The organism is Mangrovimonas aestuarii (assembly GCF_028767185.1).
GTDB classification, from domain to species: Bacteria; Bacteroidota; Bacteroidia; order Flavobacteriales; family Flavobacteriaceae; genus Mangrovimonas_B; species Mangrovimonas_B aestuarii.
In genome coordinates, this window is sequence record NZ_JARACK010000007.1 from 105,051 (window position 1) to 120,577 (window position 15,527).

14 protein-coding genes are annotated in these 15,527 nt (G+C 37.2%); 2 read left to right on the forward strand and 12 right to left on the reverse strand.

Translation table 11 applies throughout. From position 1 onward, the window contains the following. Nucleotides 1-2 precede the first annotated feature (2 nt). From PWU04_RS10225 to PWU04_RS10245, 5 genes are all read right to left on the reverse strand, one after another. Entirely contained in the window at nucleotides 3-1,280 is a 1,278-nt protein-coding gene (locus PWU04_RS10225) for a DUF2851 family protein (RefSeq protein ID WP_274476002.1), read from the reverse strand. Beyond that, nucleotides 1,280-2,662, reverse strand: a complete 1,383-nt coding sequence (locus PWU04_RS10230; protein ID WP_274476003.1) for an FAD-binding oxidoreductase — start codon at nucleotides 2,660-2,662, stop codon at nucleotides 1,280-1,282. The genes PWU04_RS10225 and PWU04_RS10230 overlap by 1 nt, the downstream gene beginning before the upstream one ends. A gap of 246 nt (nucleotides 2,663-2,908) precedes the next feature. After that, nucleotides 2,909-3,223: a panthothenate synthetase gene (locus tag PWU04_RS10235; RefSeq protein ID WP_274476004.1), complete on the reverse strand. Its 315-nt coding sequence runs from the start codon at nucleotides 3,221-3,223 to the stop codon at nucleotides 2,909-2,911. 165 nt (nucleotides 3,224-3,388) lie between these two features. After that, nucleotides 3,389-4,369: a PLP-dependent cysteine synthase family protein gene (locus PWU04_RS10240; RefSeq protein WP_274476005.1), complete on the reverse strand. Its 981-nt coding sequence runs from the start codon at nucleotides 4,367-4,369 to the stop codon at nucleotides 3,389-3,391. A 141-nt stretch (nucleotides 4,370-4,510) separates the two neighbouring features. Next, complete coding sequence (locus tag PWU04_RS10245) at nucleotides 4,511-5,746, reverse strand: ABC transporter permease (protein WP_274476006.1); 1,236 nt, start codon at nucleotides 5,744-5,746, stop codon at nucleotides 4,511-4,513. 9 nt (nucleotides 5,747-5,755) lie between these two features. Here PWU04_RS10245 and PWU04_RS10250 point away from each other — a divergent pair, with 9 nt between their 5' ends. After that, nucleotides 5,756-6,994 carry an exo-beta-N-acetylmuramidase NamZ family protein gene (locus PWU04_RS10250; protein WP_274476007.1) on the forward strand — a complete coding sequence of 413 codons (1,239 nt, stop codon included), beginning with the start codon at nucleotides 5,756-5,758 and terminating at the stop codon, nucleotides 6,992-6,994. A gap of 91 nt (nucleotides 6,995-7,085) precedes the next feature. Here the strand turns inward: PWU04_RS10250 and PWU04_RS10255 are convergent, their stop codons facing one another. The 6 genes from PWU04_RS10255 to PWU04_RS10280 all read right to left on the reverse strand — a co-directional run bounded on the left by PWU04_RS10255 (nucleotide 7,086) and on the right by PWU04_RS10280 (nucleotide 12,456). Next, the gene (locus PWU04_RS10255; protein ID WP_274476008.1) at nucleotides 7,086-8,030 is read right to left on the reverse strand and encodes an L-histidine N(alpha)-methyltransferase; all 945 of its coding nucleotides are present in this window, start codon (nucleotides 8,028-8,030) and stop codon (nucleotides 7,086-7,088) included. Between the two features lies 1 nt (nucleotide 8,031). Next, nucleotides 8,032-9,189: an ergothioneine biosynthesis protein EgtB gene (gene egtB / locus PWU04_RS10260; protein ID WP_274476009.1), complete on the reverse strand. Its 1,158-nt coding sequence runs from the start codon at nucleotides 9,187-9,189 to the stop codon at nucleotides 8,032-8,034. Nucleotides 9,190-9,348: 159 nt separating this feature from the next. After that, nucleotides 9,349-10,182, reverse strand: coding sequence for a glycerophosphodiester phosphodiesterase family protein (locus tag PWU04_RS10265; RefSeq protein WP_274476010.1), 834 nt, complete (start codon nucleotides 10,180-10,182; stop codon nucleotides 9,349-9,351). Between the two features lie 53 nt (nucleotides 10,183-10,235). Then, nucleotides 10,236-11,066 (reverse strand): sterol desaturase family protein, encoded by an 831-nt coding sequence (locus tag PWU04_RS10270; RefSeq protein WP_274476011.1) that lies wholly within the window; start codon nucleotides 11,064-11,066, stop codon nucleotides 10,236-10,238. Between the two features lie 4 nt (nucleotides 11,067-11,070). Further along, nucleotides 11,071-11,964 (reverse strand): hypothetical protein, encoded by an 894-nt coding sequence (locus PWU04_RS10275; protein WP_274476012.1) that lies wholly within the window; start codon nucleotides 11,962-11,964, stop codon nucleotides 11,071-11,073. Further along, nucleotides 11,965-12,456 carry a YkgJ family cysteine cluster protein gene (locus tag PWU04_RS10280; RefSeq protein WP_274476013.1) on the reverse strand — a complete coding sequence of 164 codons (492 nt, stop codon included), beginning with the start codon at nucleotides 12,454-12,456 and terminating at the stop codon, nucleotides 11,965-11,967. 67 nt (nucleotides 12,457-12,523) lie between these two features. On the opposite strand from PWU04_RS10280, the gene PWU04_RS10285 reads away from it, so the two are divergent. Continuing rightward, nucleotides 12,524-13,222, forward strand: coding sequence for a class I SAM-dependent methyltransferase (locus tag PWU04_RS10285; protein WP_274476014.1), 699 nt, complete (start codon nucleotides 12,524-12,526; stop codon nucleotides 13,220-13,222). Between the two features lie 535 nt (nucleotides 13,223-13,757). On the opposite strand, the gene PWU04_RS10290 is transcribed toward PWU04_RS10285, so the two are convergent. Next, a complete protein-coding gene (locus tag PWU04_RS10290; RefSeq protein WP_274476015.1) occupies nucleotides 13,758-15,515 on the reverse strand; it encodes a TonB-dependent receptor in 1,758 nt (585 codons plus the stop codon). Nucleotides 15,516-15,527 lie beyond the last annotated feature (12 nt).

Sequence of the window (15,527 nt, forward strand, 5' to 3'; positions counted from 1 at the left end):
ATTTAATCAAAACCTTGTAATAATGCATTTCCAACAGCACATTGCAAACATTTATTCTTATCACAGTACTCAGTTTTCAGTTCTAATAAGGCTTGTGACTCTAAAGCAGTTGCTTTAAAGGGGCGTAATTTCTGAAATATTTCTACGATAGTGTTCTTTTCTGAAGCCAACTGCCTTACCATTTCCAGCAAAGTAGCACTTCCCCCCTTCCCCATAGCCTTCATGTATGCAAATTGCAATGGAATGACTGTATTAATTAACAATAAATCTATAAACGATTTGGTAGTAGTTTTTTTAGATGGTTTAGAAACTTTTCCAAAGTTGAAGTGATTATCCCAATATTCTGAAGCTTGCACAGTAAATAGTTCATAAAAAGATTCGATTGACTTGCAATCCATAATCTGTGAGAACAAATTTGGATAACTTCCATAAAGTACTGCCAATTGGGATAATCTGATAGTTGGAAAATTGTGTGGTCGTAAACGAAAAAATTGTATTGGAATCACTCTTGTATTATCAAGTTGAAACTTCCGTTTCAAAAAAACATATTCCTTTTTTACCTTAACAAAATTCACATCTTGATTGTCTTTTTCCAAAATACCCGCTTGCCCCAAAAACAAAGCTTCCAATTGAAAAATATTGTTTTGAACTTTTCTTATAACACTAAAATCTAAAGATTGAGCTAAGCTTAAAAAAGCCTCTCGATTCACCCGAAGTCCAAATGCTTTTGCCAACATACAAAACGAAACTGCTTCCCAATTGTTTTTGGATGATTTCAACAAACCTTCAATAACAATCGATTTTCTTTGCAATCTCTCAACATATAAGCGTTCCAACCAGTTCTGCATTGTAAATCCATCAACTGAATTAATATCTCTTTCACAGTTAATCCATTGATTCACATTCAAGAACAGATTATGATAATTGTCCAGAATTTCTTTGTCAACTTGATCTTTAAGCTCCAAAGTTGGAATAGTGTCGTTATTTTTTCTGTATACTTCTGTATCATGATTCCAAACCACGTGTAAAATCACATTATTGTAAGCTACATCTTGTTCGTGATTGTGGACATACCAATCACCCGAATTAATATGAATTTCTACATTACCGGCCCATAGCTGATTACCAACTCGGAGTTTGGCGTTAAAAAAATCAGGACCAGAATCATGATTATGCTGCCCTGTAGAGACTATTTCCAGCAATTCTCCAGCAGCAGTCTTCAATTGAGGGGAATGAAACGCTTTATGTTTCCATAGATAATGTAGAAATTCTTCCTGCATTAAGGTTTTATGTTTTGATTTACTCTAAACATATTGTTAGGATCGTATTTTCGTTTTATTTCCAATAAACGTTCATAATTACCCTTGTAACTAGCCTTTACCCTATCTTGTCCTTCATCCATCATAAAATTGGAATAAGCTCCTCCAGAAGAATATGGATGTAAAGCTTCCCAATAATCCTTACACCAATTGGTTATTTTTTCTGCATTGGCCGGATCTGGATCTACTCCCACAATAACACCTGCATATTTTGCCCCTCTATAAGCCCATGGAGTTTCTTCTTTCTTTGGCTTAGAAGCTGCTCCGCTTATTGGATACAAATGCATTTGTGATAAAGGTGTAGGTATTTGCGATCCAAATTTGAGGTGATTTGCACTGATCTCAGGAGATAGGTCATCAAAAAAGTCGGCACGCCAATACCATTGTAGCCCAGGAGGCATCAAGCCATCAAACAAGGTTTGAATCATTGGATATGGCATTTCACCAACATGTTCAAACAAAGGAGATTTATCTCTAACAGGTTTAAACAATGTATCGAAATTAGCTGGGTCACCAACATAACACCATACAATACCACAGAACATTTTGTTATGTAAATGCTCAGGGAAAGGAGGACCTGGAATAATCATAGTTGCAATAAACCCGTTTAATTCCTCAGGAGCATTATGAATAAAGTCGTGATACCAAGCCATTATTTCTTCGGTCTGTTCTATAGGCCATAACGTTGGTCCTCCAATCACTGTTTTTACAGGATGCGCCTGAAATTTAAATGAAGTTACTATGCCGAAATTTCCACCTCCTCCGCGGATGGCCCAAAATAAATCAGGATGGTATTGAGCATTTACTGTAACAAAGGATCCATCTGCCAAAACCATATCTGCTTCCAACAAATTATCAATTGTTAATCCGTATTTTCTCGACAAATGTCCTACACCTCCTCCTAAAGTAAGTCCTCCAACACCTGTTGTAGAGATAATCCCCGCTGGTACAGCCAAGCCAAAAGGATGAGTAGCATGATCAACTTCTCCCCAAACATTTCCACCTCCAACTCGCACTGTTGAATCAGAAGTATCTACTCTAACATATTTTATTCCAGATAGGTCAATAACCAAACCTTCATCACATAACCCAAGGCCTCCACCATTATGTCCTCCTCCTCTAACCGCAACTAATAAATCATTTTCTCTCCCAAAATTTACAGCAGCAATTACATCTGCAACATCTACACACATAACAAACATTCCGGGCCTCTTATCAATCATCCCGTTATAGACCTTTCTTGTCTCATCATATTCGGTATCTTCAGGAAGAACAATTTTTCCTCTTAATTGACCTTTTAATGTTTCTACTTTTTGGGGATCCAATTGACTTACTGTGTTCATTTTAATGTCGGTTTTTGTTAGTTCACATTTTGAATAAATAAAGTTAACAAATTGACAAACACCACCTTACACGTTAATGAAATTTACACATCAATACAACCTGATTTCCATTCCCTTTATCTAAAAAGTTTATTCCATTAGCATACCCTTATAAAACACAGAGCTGAATTAACCTAAATCAACTTCACTATAAACCAAAAAAAATCCCAGGTCACACCTAGGATTATTCTTTTAATCCACAAAAAATTAATAGTCAATACTCCACTGCTCACCCATTTTATCCAAACCTGATTTCCCAAGATCCTCTGGAGTCATAGCTATACGGAATTCACAATGAGCCTCAAAAATTAAAAACCAAGGTTCCGATATAGCTGGTACAGCCGATGCATCTGGAATATCGATAACCATAGCAGCCCCTCTATGACCTTCCTGCTCAGTGAAGTATATACTCTCAGGCTTTAAATCTTCAAGAATTCGCTGGATATGGTCTCCAGCCGTCCCATTTCGCACCAACGAATTAAAAGGTTCAATGGGGAAAACAAGGTTAACTAACATTCTCATAATTATTGATTTTAAGATTAATAGCACCTTGAAGGTACAACTTATTAAACCTTAAATCAATCTCTTGCATGAAATAGAGTTTCAAACTTACTAAACAAAGAATCCCGAGGCATATACCTCGGGATTCTCTTTATTCAAAAAAAAAAAACGATTAATGAAAACTCATTAATCTATGTATCCCATTTTTCGCATCCAATCATCGTTGAACATTTTACCGACATAGCGGCTACCGTGATCGTGAAACAATACAACCACCACATCATTTTCATTAAAATGCTCTTTTAATTGCAACACGCCTTTAATTGCTGCACCTGCAGAGTTCCCTAAAAACATTCCTTCCTCTTTAGCCAAACGTTGTGTATAAACTGCAGCATCTTTATCTGTTACCTTAGTAAACCCATCGATAATATCGAAATTTACATTGGCAGGTAAAATATCTTCTCCTATACCTTCGGTTACATACGGGTAGATTTCATTTTCATCAAACACCCCTGTTTCATGGTATTTTTTAAATACCGATCCGTAAGTATCAACACCCCACACCTTTACGTTAGGATTTTGCTCCTTCAAGTATTTTCCAACACCAGAGATTGTTCCCCCTGTTCCTACACCTACCACAAAGTGGGTTACTTTACCTTCGGTCTGTTTCCAGATTTCCGGACCAGTACTTTCATAATGAGCTTGAGCATTGCTTGGATTATCGTATTGATTTACGTACCATCCATTTGGGGTTTCTTCAGCTAGACGCTTGGAAACTGAGTAATAAGAACGTGGATCGTCCGGTTCAACATCTGTAGGACAAACGACCACTTCGCATCCAACAGCCTTAAGAATGTCTATTTTCTCTTTAGACTGTTTATCGGCAATCACGCAAATCATTTTGTATCCCTTCACGATAGCTGCCAAAGCTAATCCCATTCCAGTATTCCCTGAAGTTCCTTCAATAATAGTACCACCAGGCTTTAAACGTCCATCAGCTTCTGCATCCTCAATCATTTTTACGGCCATACGATCCTTAACAGAGTTCCCTGGGTTAAACGTTTCGTATTTAGCCAGCACCAAACAAGGCAACTCGGCAGTTAATTTATTGATTTTTACCAAAGGGGTATTCCCTATGGTTTCCAATATATTCTTTGCGTATTCCATGTATTCTGATTTTCACTGCAAAGGTACGCCAAAAGTTAAGAGTTAAAAGGGATTTTAAGTTTGATTTTTAATGTCTTCTTCGCATTTTTTTAAGGCTTAAATGAACCTGAAAAAACATAAAAAAAACACTAAAAGATGGCATTACTCAAATTTAATAGCCTTTACAGGAGAGACTCTGGTAATAATATAAGACGGCACCAAGAGCATTATCAAACAGAGTATAAAAGTACCAATATTTAAAGCGATTACAATACCCCAATTAATATAAACGGGGGCTTCGGTAACATAATATACTGATGGATCTAACGGGAACAGTTTTAAATATTTCTGTGCAAATAACAAACTTACACCTATTAGATTACCCCAAAATAATCCTAACACTATAAGGTATGCAGCATTGTAAAGAAACATTTTTCGTATACTCCAATTATTACTTCCCAAGGCTTTTAAAAGTCCAATCATTTGGGTACGCTCCAAAATAAGTACCAATAAAGCCGTAATCATATTAATACCGGCCACAAATATCATAATACCAATGATTCCGTAAACATTATTATCAAAAATCTTTATCCACTCAAAAACGGAATCAAACTTTTTGGTTACACGAACAGCATCTAAAGTTGATGGTATGCTATTATAAACGACATCCCAAATTTCATCCAAACGTCCAAAGTCGTCTACAAACACCTCGAAATTACCAACTTGATTCTTTCCCCATCTTTTCATACGCTGTATATGACGGATATCGCCAATAATGTAAGTTTTATCAAACTCCTGAAATCCTGAGTTGTAAACCCCAACGATATTATAGGTTATAATATTTGGCGGTTTGTTTTCATCATCCTTCATAAAGTAGGTCTGAAACTCATCCCCCAATTTAAAGCCCAATCGATTGGCTAAATATTCAGAAACTAATATTTCCTCATTTCGTCCTTGTGAAAAATCTGGCAAACGACCTTCTATCAAAAACTCTTCAAAATAATTCCATTTATAATCAGTACCAACTCCTTTGAGAAAAACACCCTCAAAATCAGTTTTTGTACGAATTACACCAAACATCGATGCCACCCCTTGAACATGGGATACGCCATCAACACCTTTAAACTCTGGATAGAATTCTTGGTCTATAGAAACAGGGACAATGCTCTCTTTAGAAACATTGCTATCAAAATTTGAAATGATGATATCACCATTAAAAGCCACCACTTTTTCACGAATCTTTCGCTGTAAGCCCAAACCAGTAGCAATGGCCACCAACATTACGATAATACCCAATGCTATAGCCGTAATACCAATTTTTATTATTGGTGCCGATACACTACTTTTATACGCTTTACTGCCAATAATACGTTTGGCTAAGAAAAATTCGTAATTCAAATCTGGTTTATGCCTTTAATTGTCCTCAAAAATACAGTTTTATTTATTGCTGCCATATTTATTTCCTGCGGAAGTGCTCAAAGCAACCACACAGAACAATTTGACGTCAAAGCCTCATTGGCTTATGCTGAGAAGAACAAAACACCAATTGTTGGAGCCAACCAAACGGATATTTACCTTCCTAAACTACAAGGAAAACGCATAGGGGTTGTTGCCAATCAAACGTCTGTTGTATTTAAGAAAGAGAGTTCATACACTCACTTAGTCGATTCACTTGTTGCTCTTAACGTAAATGTAACAAAAGTGTTTGCCCCTGAACACGGATTTAGAGGCAAAGCCGATGCCGGTGAAGTTGTAAAAGATGGTATTGATGTAAAAACAGGGTTACCCATAATCTCACTTTACGGCAATAACAAGAAACCTAAACCTGAGCAACTTGAAGGATTAGATTTGGTTGTATTCGATATTCAGGATGTTGGGGCTCGTTTTTACACCTACATTTCCACTTTGCATTACGTTATGGAAGCTTGTGCCGAAGCGAATATTCCCTTAATGGTTTTGGACAGGCCCAATCCAAATGGACATTATATTGATGGTCCAATTCTGGAAATGGAGAACAAAAGCTTTGTTGGCATGCATCCCATACCTGTAGTTCACGGAATGACCATTGGTGAATATGCTAGTATGATTAATGGGCAGGGGTGGTTGAACAATAGTATTCAATGTAGACTGGAAGTTATCCCTGTGAAAGACTACAACAGATCCATGGCTTACAGCCTACCAATTAAACCATCGCCAAACTTACCCAACGACCAAGCCATTAATCTGTACCCTAGTCTTTGTTTTTTTGAAGGCACCAATGTAAATGCTGGTCGCGGCACAGACAAACAGTTTCAAGTGTACGGTTCTCCCTTTTTGAGCACTTCAAACTACTCCTTTTGCTATACACCCCAACCCAATGAAGGTGCTAAACACCCAAAACATGAGGGGAAAGAGTGTTGCGGTGAAGATTTAAGCCATATTAAGCAACTTTCAGAATTAAAGTTGAGCTACCTAATCAATGCTTATAATAATACTGCTAGTAAATCTGAGTTCTTCAATAGCTTCTTTTTAAAGTTGGCAGGAACAGAAAACCTTCAACAGCAAATTGAAGAAGGAATTAGTGAAGCAGAAATTAAAGCCAGTTGGCAAGAAGGAATTGAAAAGTTTAAGCTGATAAGGAAACCGTATTTAATTTACGAGGATTAGTGTTATTAAATTGTCGACACAACATCTAGCCAATAAAAAGTCTTGACTCCGCTCGACTTGACATTAAGTGCTTTTAAACACGTATTACAATTTAAACCCTTGTTAGAAGCGCATCGGTAAAATACTTTTTACTATCAAAAAAGCATGTTTCCAACTTAAAACCTGCTTTAATGACTAAACTTTCGAGTTCCAACAAATCGTATTTTTTGGAAAGTTCAGTCCACACGACTTCATTGGCCTTAAAATGAACTGTGTGTTCCAGAGCTCCTAAATTAATGGTTTGTTCAATTAAACTGAACAAATAACTGTTCACCTCTCCTGTTTCGGGATCGTAATGACAATAAAAATCAAAAGTATCTAAGTCAAATTCTGCTTCCAATTCTCTATTGATGCGTTCTAGCAAGTTCATATTAAACCGCTTTGTTATCCCGTGTTTATCAAAATAGGCTTCATTGATTACAATTGGATTCTTTTTTAAATCAATCCCCAAGAGCAATTTATCACCTGGCTTCATAGACCTTTTGAACAATCGCAACAACGCCAACGCTTCCTTTTTACTGTAGTTCCCTAGATTACTACCCAAAAACAGCAACAATGCTGGCACTTGGGTATTTAGGTTAATTCCCTTTAAAACCTCATAATAATCCCCAACTTTTGGAACGATTGGCAGCTCGGGAATTTCAGCAACCAAAGAGCGCTTTAAGGTATCTACTGCTCCTTCAGAAATATCGATCGGCATATATTTAAAATCAACTCTTTTTTCGAGAAAGTGTTTTAGCAGACTCATGGTTTTCATACCATCTCCAGCTCCAGGTTCAACCAAATTAAAACTTCCTGAAAAATTTAAAGCGTCTAAAATATCTGCTGCTTGCTCAGTAAGGATTTCAAGTTCGCACTGCGTAACATAGTATTCAGGCATTTGCATGATTTCTTGAAAAATGCGACTCCCATTATCGTCGTAGATATATTTTGGAAGGATATATTTATGTTTAGCAGTGAGTCCTTTAAGTATGTCTCTGGCGAAGTTATTTCCCATATTATTTTGCTAATCGAATGCCATTAAATTGCCATCTTAAATGAGGATGAAAAAAATTCCTGTAAGTCACTCTTCTATGGCCTTTAGGGGTTGCTATTGAGGCGCCTCTCAACACCTGTTGGTTCACCATAAATTTACCGTTGTACTCTCCCAATGCTCCATCTGCTGTTTTAAAGTTTGGATAAGGTTGATAGGCACTACTGGTCCATTCCCATAATTGTCCCCAATTAAATTGCCCCGATGCTACCTCCCATTCAAACTCGGTTGGCAATCTCATCCCCCTAAATTGGGCGTATGCAAACGCTTCGTAGTAACTTACATGCATTACAGGGAGTTTTTTGTCAACCTGCTCCAACCCCTTATAATCATAATAAAACCATTCTCCATCTTTATTATACCAATACAATGGTGCTTTGATATTGTTGCCTTTGATAAAATCCCAACCTTCGGCATGCCAAAGATTAAAATCGTTATAGGCTCCACTTTCAATAAACTCAATAAATTCTCCGTTGGTGACTAACCTATTGGAAATACTAAACGGATGGATATATTGCTTATGCACTCCCAACTCATTATCGTAACAAAACCCTTCGCATTGGTGACCAATCTCATAAATGCCTTCTGCAATTCCAATGAAACTGGGAATAACACCCTCATGCTTCAGTTCATTATCGAACTCAAAAGAAGGGAATGTAGGCTGATTACCCAAAATGTATTTAATGTCGTAAGCCAATAATTCTTGGTGCTGTTGTTCATGATTAATGCCCAACTCGATAACTGACAAGACTTTTTCTTTCACATCTAGCTCCAACAGTTTGTTAATCTCATCGGTAACGAAGTGTCGATAATCCATAACCTCTTCAACAGTGGGTCTTGTCATCAACCCACGATTGGGTCGTAACACACGTTCTCCTGCATTATTGTAATAACTATTAAATAAATAGGCGTAATCATCATTAAAAACCTTATAGTTCTCCACAAACTCACACAAAACAAAAGCCTCAAAAAACCAAGTAGAATGTGCCAAATGCCATTTAGGAGGTGAAACATCTACTATTGGCTGAACAGAATAATCTTCAACTCTCAAAGGCTTACAAATAGCTTCTGTTCTTGAACGAACAACATTAAAAGTTTTAAGAAGTTTCTTTGGGTTGATCATAACTTTTAAAACTGAAAAGACTTTACGTCTTATTCTACTGATTTTCAAAAGTTACTAAAATTTAAAGGAATATCAGTGTTAATTTCAATGCTATTTAGATGCGCTTATGATTCATCATTTGTTATTCAATTATTCGATATTCGAAGTTCCGAACAGCCTTCAATCCCTTTTTTGTAGAAACTGAGGCAACCTATTCGGATAATCGGTGATGATAGCATCTACTCCAAACGATATCATTAAATCCAAATCCTCATACTCATTTACTGTCCAAGGAATAACTCGATAACCTAGGTCCTGGTATTTTTTTACCACCTTCTTGGTCAATAACTTGTAATAGGGACTGATAATCTCGGGCTTGTAACTTAAGGCATTAAGCTTAATTCCTATCTGCTCATCAGCATCTACCAACAAGGCCACTCGCATATTGGGCTCTTGTTTTTTTATGGCTTCCAAGACCCTAAGGTCGAATGACTGGAGATTAGTGCGTTGCATTACTCCTTGCTGCTTTACAACACCCAACACCAAACGCACAAAGATTTCCGGAACTGGTGTAAAATATCCGTCGTATTCCGGTCTGGCTTTTAACTCCACATTATATTTAACATTCGGATTGAGTTGCTCGCCCAAAGCAATAACTTCACTAAGTAGTGGCTTATAAGTATGAATGCTACGTTGTTCTGGATATTTCGGATTGGTCTTGGTACCGCAATCAAATAGCTTAATACTGTCGTATGCCATTTGGTACAGATTGTATTCCAAATCCATATCTACGGGAATCTTTTTTCCCTTTGGATCCAAACAGTACAAACGACTCATAAAAGGCTCATGCGACACGACTACCTTATGATCTTTAGATACAGCTAAATCCAATTCCAACGTATGTACACCCAAAGCAATAGCATGCGAAAATGCGGGAAGGGAATTTTCCGGAAGTAGGCCACGGCACCCACGGTGCCCTTGAACTTCAATAGTGTGAGGGGTATTGCAACTCATTACACTAAAGATAAAACAAATTACAATACATAGACTTTTAAATGTCATAGGAATTATTGCTGGGTCGTTGGCTTACGGTATTTCTGAAATGGCTGCTTTAGGAGTTCCCCTATTTTGCCATTACTTACCTCATCGGGAAAGGTATCTACACCATATACCAACTTATCCCGGTCCAGTTTCATAAACGTACCAAACATTCGGTCCCAAACGGAGAAGATATTTCCGTAATTGGAATCGGTATAAGGTAACACATAATGATGATGCACCTTGTGCATATCTGGCGATACAATAATATAACTCAATATAGAATCTAATTTTCGGGGCAGTTTTATATTGGCATGGCTAAATTGGGTAGCAACTATCGAAAAAGATTGATAAATCATTATTACACCAATGGGAGCACCAATAATAAATACTCCAAAAAGAGTAAACACAAAACGAATAATGCTCTCTAAAGGATGATGCCTGTTTGCCGTAGTCGTATCAACATTATGGTCTGTATGATGTACTATATGAACCATCCAAAGCGGCTTCACTTTGTGCTCCACAAAATGAGGTAAATAAGCCCCCATCAAATCCAACAACATCACCCCTAAAAGAGTATATAACCAAAGAGGCATATCGGGTAGCCAGTTTATCACTCCAAAATTATTGGTCACTACCCAATCAGATGTTTTCAAAAGAAAAAAAGCCAAAGATAAATTCACCAATATGGTAGTAAATGTGAAAAAGAAATTGGGGATGGCATGCTTCCATTTATGGTACCCAAAACGATATAGGGGAACAATGCCTTCCAACACCCAAAACAGAGTAATTCCCAATACAAGAATTAAACTGCGGTGTAAGGGAGGAATGGTTTCAAAATAATGGGTTATGGCTTCCAATATCCTATTTATTGATTAATACCTGTATTTTATTTAAATCTGCTAAAGACACTTTTGATCGCCACAAACTGGCATTCTTTTCATCTTTTAGCAGTCTATATGCTGTAAAATACAAAAAAGCTGCCAATGTTTTATTTGCTCCGTTTAATTCTGATTCTTTAATTCGTTTTAACTTTCTGAGCGCTTTTTCTGGTTTATTGATTAATAAGTCCTGTTCTATTTTCAACAGTTCAAACCTCAACTCCAAATCCGCTTTATTGTTTGAGGGTTCTCTCTCCAATAAATCATGGGCTTCTTTCAGATAAATATCGGATAAACCCACAAGTTCTGGCCGCACTTCCTTATTAACGTAGAAAGCAAAATCAATATATTTTGACGCCAAGTAAAATGTCGAATAAAAGTTCTTTTCTTTTCTGTAGTTTATCAACTCCTGTCTTAAAAAAGAGGTGTTTAAAGCATATTTCTGTATAAAACTTGAAAGATTAAAAACATAACCACTTTCTTCTGATGCATTTAAAATATTACCGTTAACATCCATTACCTTTAGGCTGTCGTCATTAAACTTATCAAGATAGTAGGTAGGTCTTTTTCGCTTTATTTCATTGTACATTAGGGAGTATTCGGATTCACTTACTTTAACAAGTACAAAACTATCCCATAACATATGGTTTAATCGTGGTTCATCGAACAGGTTTTCATAAGGCACTTCGTTGCCATTACTATCAAGAACTACAACCGGTAAGGGATAACTTGAAGCGTCATCCCAAACCATTAAAAGCATTTTATTTTGGGTTAATGCCAGACGTTTTGCTATGTCGATATTGGTCATCCAGTTTTGTGTTAGGCCTACATTCCCAACCAACCAAATAAACAATATCGCCAAAACGCTTTTTCTCATTTATTTTATACGCTTTTTCATCTCCTCAACAATATTGTACGCTGCTGGACAAATAGCAACATTCTTTAGGGTAAGATTGGAGATCTGCTGAAACTTTTTTCTATCGGTATGGGGAAATTCACGACAAGCCTTTGGGCGCACTTCGTAAATAGAACAATAGTTATCGGCTCCCAAAAATGTACAGGGTACCGACTGCAGCACATAATCGTTATCCTCATCAATACGAAGAAAATCGTCTATAAACTGCTGTGGTTTCATTCTAAAGTGCTTGGCAATACGCTCAATGTCTTTATCGGTAAACAAGGGGCCTGTAGTCTTACAACAATTGGCACATTCCAAACAATCGGTGCGTTGAAATTCCTCCTCATGTAATTCCTGCATGATATAGTCCAATTGCTTGGGCTGCTTCTTTTTTAGTTTTTTAAAAAAGGCCGCATTCTCCTTATGCTTATCTTTGGCCTGTCTGGGCAGGTTTTTAAGAATCTCTTCCATGCCACAAAATTACTAACTTTTAACCCACATAACCCTTTCTTTACAAAGGAAATAAAAGCATTACTCTATGAAGGACCTGTTTGGAGAAGCTCTATTGGATTATTTTGAAGGCCGATACACTGAGGATATCATCACCTCTACCAGTATTTCTGATGAAGACACGCTGCCTCTTCCCTATTTATTTAGGGCATTTAAGGACATGCCTAAACTAGAGCAAATGGCTTTAAAATCAGTCAAGGGAAAGATTCTGGATGTTGGTTGTGGTGCTGGGAGTCATACCCTGTATCTTCAGGAAAAGGGAATGGATGTAAAAGCCATTGATATCTCTAAAGGCGCTATTGAAGTGAGTAAACGGCGCGGGGTTACCAAGGCTGAAGTATTGGACATTCTCAATGAGACAGAAACCTTCGACACGATATTATTATTAATGAACGGCACCGGAATCTTTAAAACCTTAAAAGAAACCGGTAATTACCTCAGACACTTAAAAAGCCTTTTAAATCCAAACGGTCAAATTCTAATCGACTCCTCCGACATTAAATACATGTTCGAAGATGAAGATGGTGGCTATTGGTATGATGCCAATACCGAATACTATGGCGAACTAGATTACTACCTGAGCTACAAAGGCAAGGATGAAGACCCAATGACCTGGTTATATCTTGACTTTAACACCCTTTATACCGCATGTAAAGCTGTTGGGCTGGAATGCGAATTGATCAAGGAAGGTGACAGTGATGATTATTTAGCGAGGTTGACGCTTTAAAGCTATAAACTGTTGGTTGTAGGCTGTATGTAGGCTGTAGGTATATGTAAAGTTGATAAGGTGAGAAGATGTTAAATTGCTGTTCTGGGATATATTAATTTGGTGATTGTGACCCCTGTATCATTTTAGTAACTCTTCAGCCATTTTTTACTTAAAAACAGATTTTTCAACTTCAGCTCTTCCATACACTATCCATTAAGTACTCATTAAGTATCTATACCTCTTCCATACTTAAAGCAAACAGTAATAACTCGAAGAACGATTACAGGTTTTCATGGTGTTTTTGGAATATTAAAAACATTTATGACACATGCCTCAAAAAGTCATAACGAGGAGAGTTAGCGACGTCGTTATCTTCCCCTAGCGAAAGCGGGAGAAACTGCATGTATGCACACAACTTCTTTTTGACAGATTGCCACGGCTTTGAATACTCAAATCCTCGCAATGACACTTTGTTGATGAATCTAAAAAAAAAAAAAAAAAAGCGTCCAAAACACACAATGGTTTTGAACGCTTTACACAACTATAAGAAGAACTAAAAATCGAACTTATAGGTCGCCCCTGCAAGAATCTGCAAGCCTTGAACAGGGTAATTTACCCAATGGTCGTAACTATTGTTAAACAGGTTGCTTCCTTTTAAATAAGCCGAAAATTTATCGTTTATATGGTATCCGGCATGGATATTTGCATCGAAATAACTATCTAAATCTACAGTCTGGGTTGGACTATCAAGTATTGGCAAACTAGGATTTCCAATATCATCATACCCTAACAGTGCTTTTCGTTGTCCAACATAGTACAGTTCGGCTCCTGCAAACCACTTTTTATTAATTTGATAATCACTAAACAAAGACGCGGTAAAACTAGGTAAGTTCCAGGCCTCGTCCTGATTATCTGTATTATAGGCAAAAAACTCTCCTTTTAAACCTAAAGTGAAGTTACGGTTAACATCGGCACTTAGTGCTCCTCCCATGCTAAAGGTCTTTACATCATCGTAAACCACACCAAACGAATTTCCGTATTGATAATCTTCATCAATATCGTAACCATAAGGAATTAAATTACTTCTAAACAGCGCCTTGTTGTTTTCATTTTTAAAATGCCCAGACACATCGTAACTCATAGCATTGGACAGTTTTCCTTTTAAACCAACAGAAACATCATATTTCGTATCGGTAGGAGTGATGTACAAGGTTGGCGACACAAATGGATTCTCCTGAACAAAATCGTAATAGCTGTTTTGGTTCAACCCTCCCAATATGCTTCCATAGGCAATTAACACCTCATCTACCAAACGGTATGAAGCGGCAATTTTTGGATAGATATAGAATTTACTGTCACTGGCCTCTGTATCGTTCATATAATAAAAGGCAGCACCAATGTCGACAGTTAAATCATCCTGACGCAATTGGTAAGACGACGCCAAACCAATTTGAAAGTTACCATAAGAAATACCATCTGTAGTCATGTAGTTTCTTTCAAAGCTACCGCCGAGATAATCTAAAACAACATCGGTAGATATCTCTTGATCTCCTATAGGCACATCAACAGTACTATTTAAAGTGAAGCGGTTTTCACCCGAACTAAAGTTATCCCCAAAATGGCGGTATAACACATCCAAACTTTTAATATATGTGTCGTAAAACTGTAATTCACCCCCTAAATGCACACCATAATAATTATGACCGACATCGATACCAACAACATCGGAACCTGTAAACTCTGGCTGCGGTATACCGTACCAGTTATAAAACTGATAAAGCCCACCACCTTGAACCATCCACGACATATCGCGTTGTTTCTCTGAATAATTTACATTAAGATTGGTATTGGAAAATGAATCGTCTACCAACAAATCGTTGATCCCACCAAATGACGAATGATGGGTTAAGTGTCCACCAATACTTGCCGAACGGCTTAATGTATGGTTTAAATATAATTCCCCAAGAATGTTTGTATAATTCCCAATGCCAAAAGTTGCATAATTATCGTGTAGTTTTTCCTGTTTTTGACGATCCAGGGTTGCCGCCTTACCCTTAGCTGGGGTAAATGTAGATGCTACCGGAAACGAGAAAATATTGTATTGCACGTCTTTTTTTGTCGCCGTCTGGTCATCTTGAATCGATGGCGTTTCCTTAACCTTAAAAGCATCGTTTACAGATGGGGAATACGGCTTTACTACATTAATGACATCCGTTTTAATGGTGTCTCCCTCACGTTCCTGAGCTTGAGATAAACCAACAAACCCCAGAATAAATGCCGTTGTTATTTTAATAGACATAAATTGTCTCATATTGATTGTTCT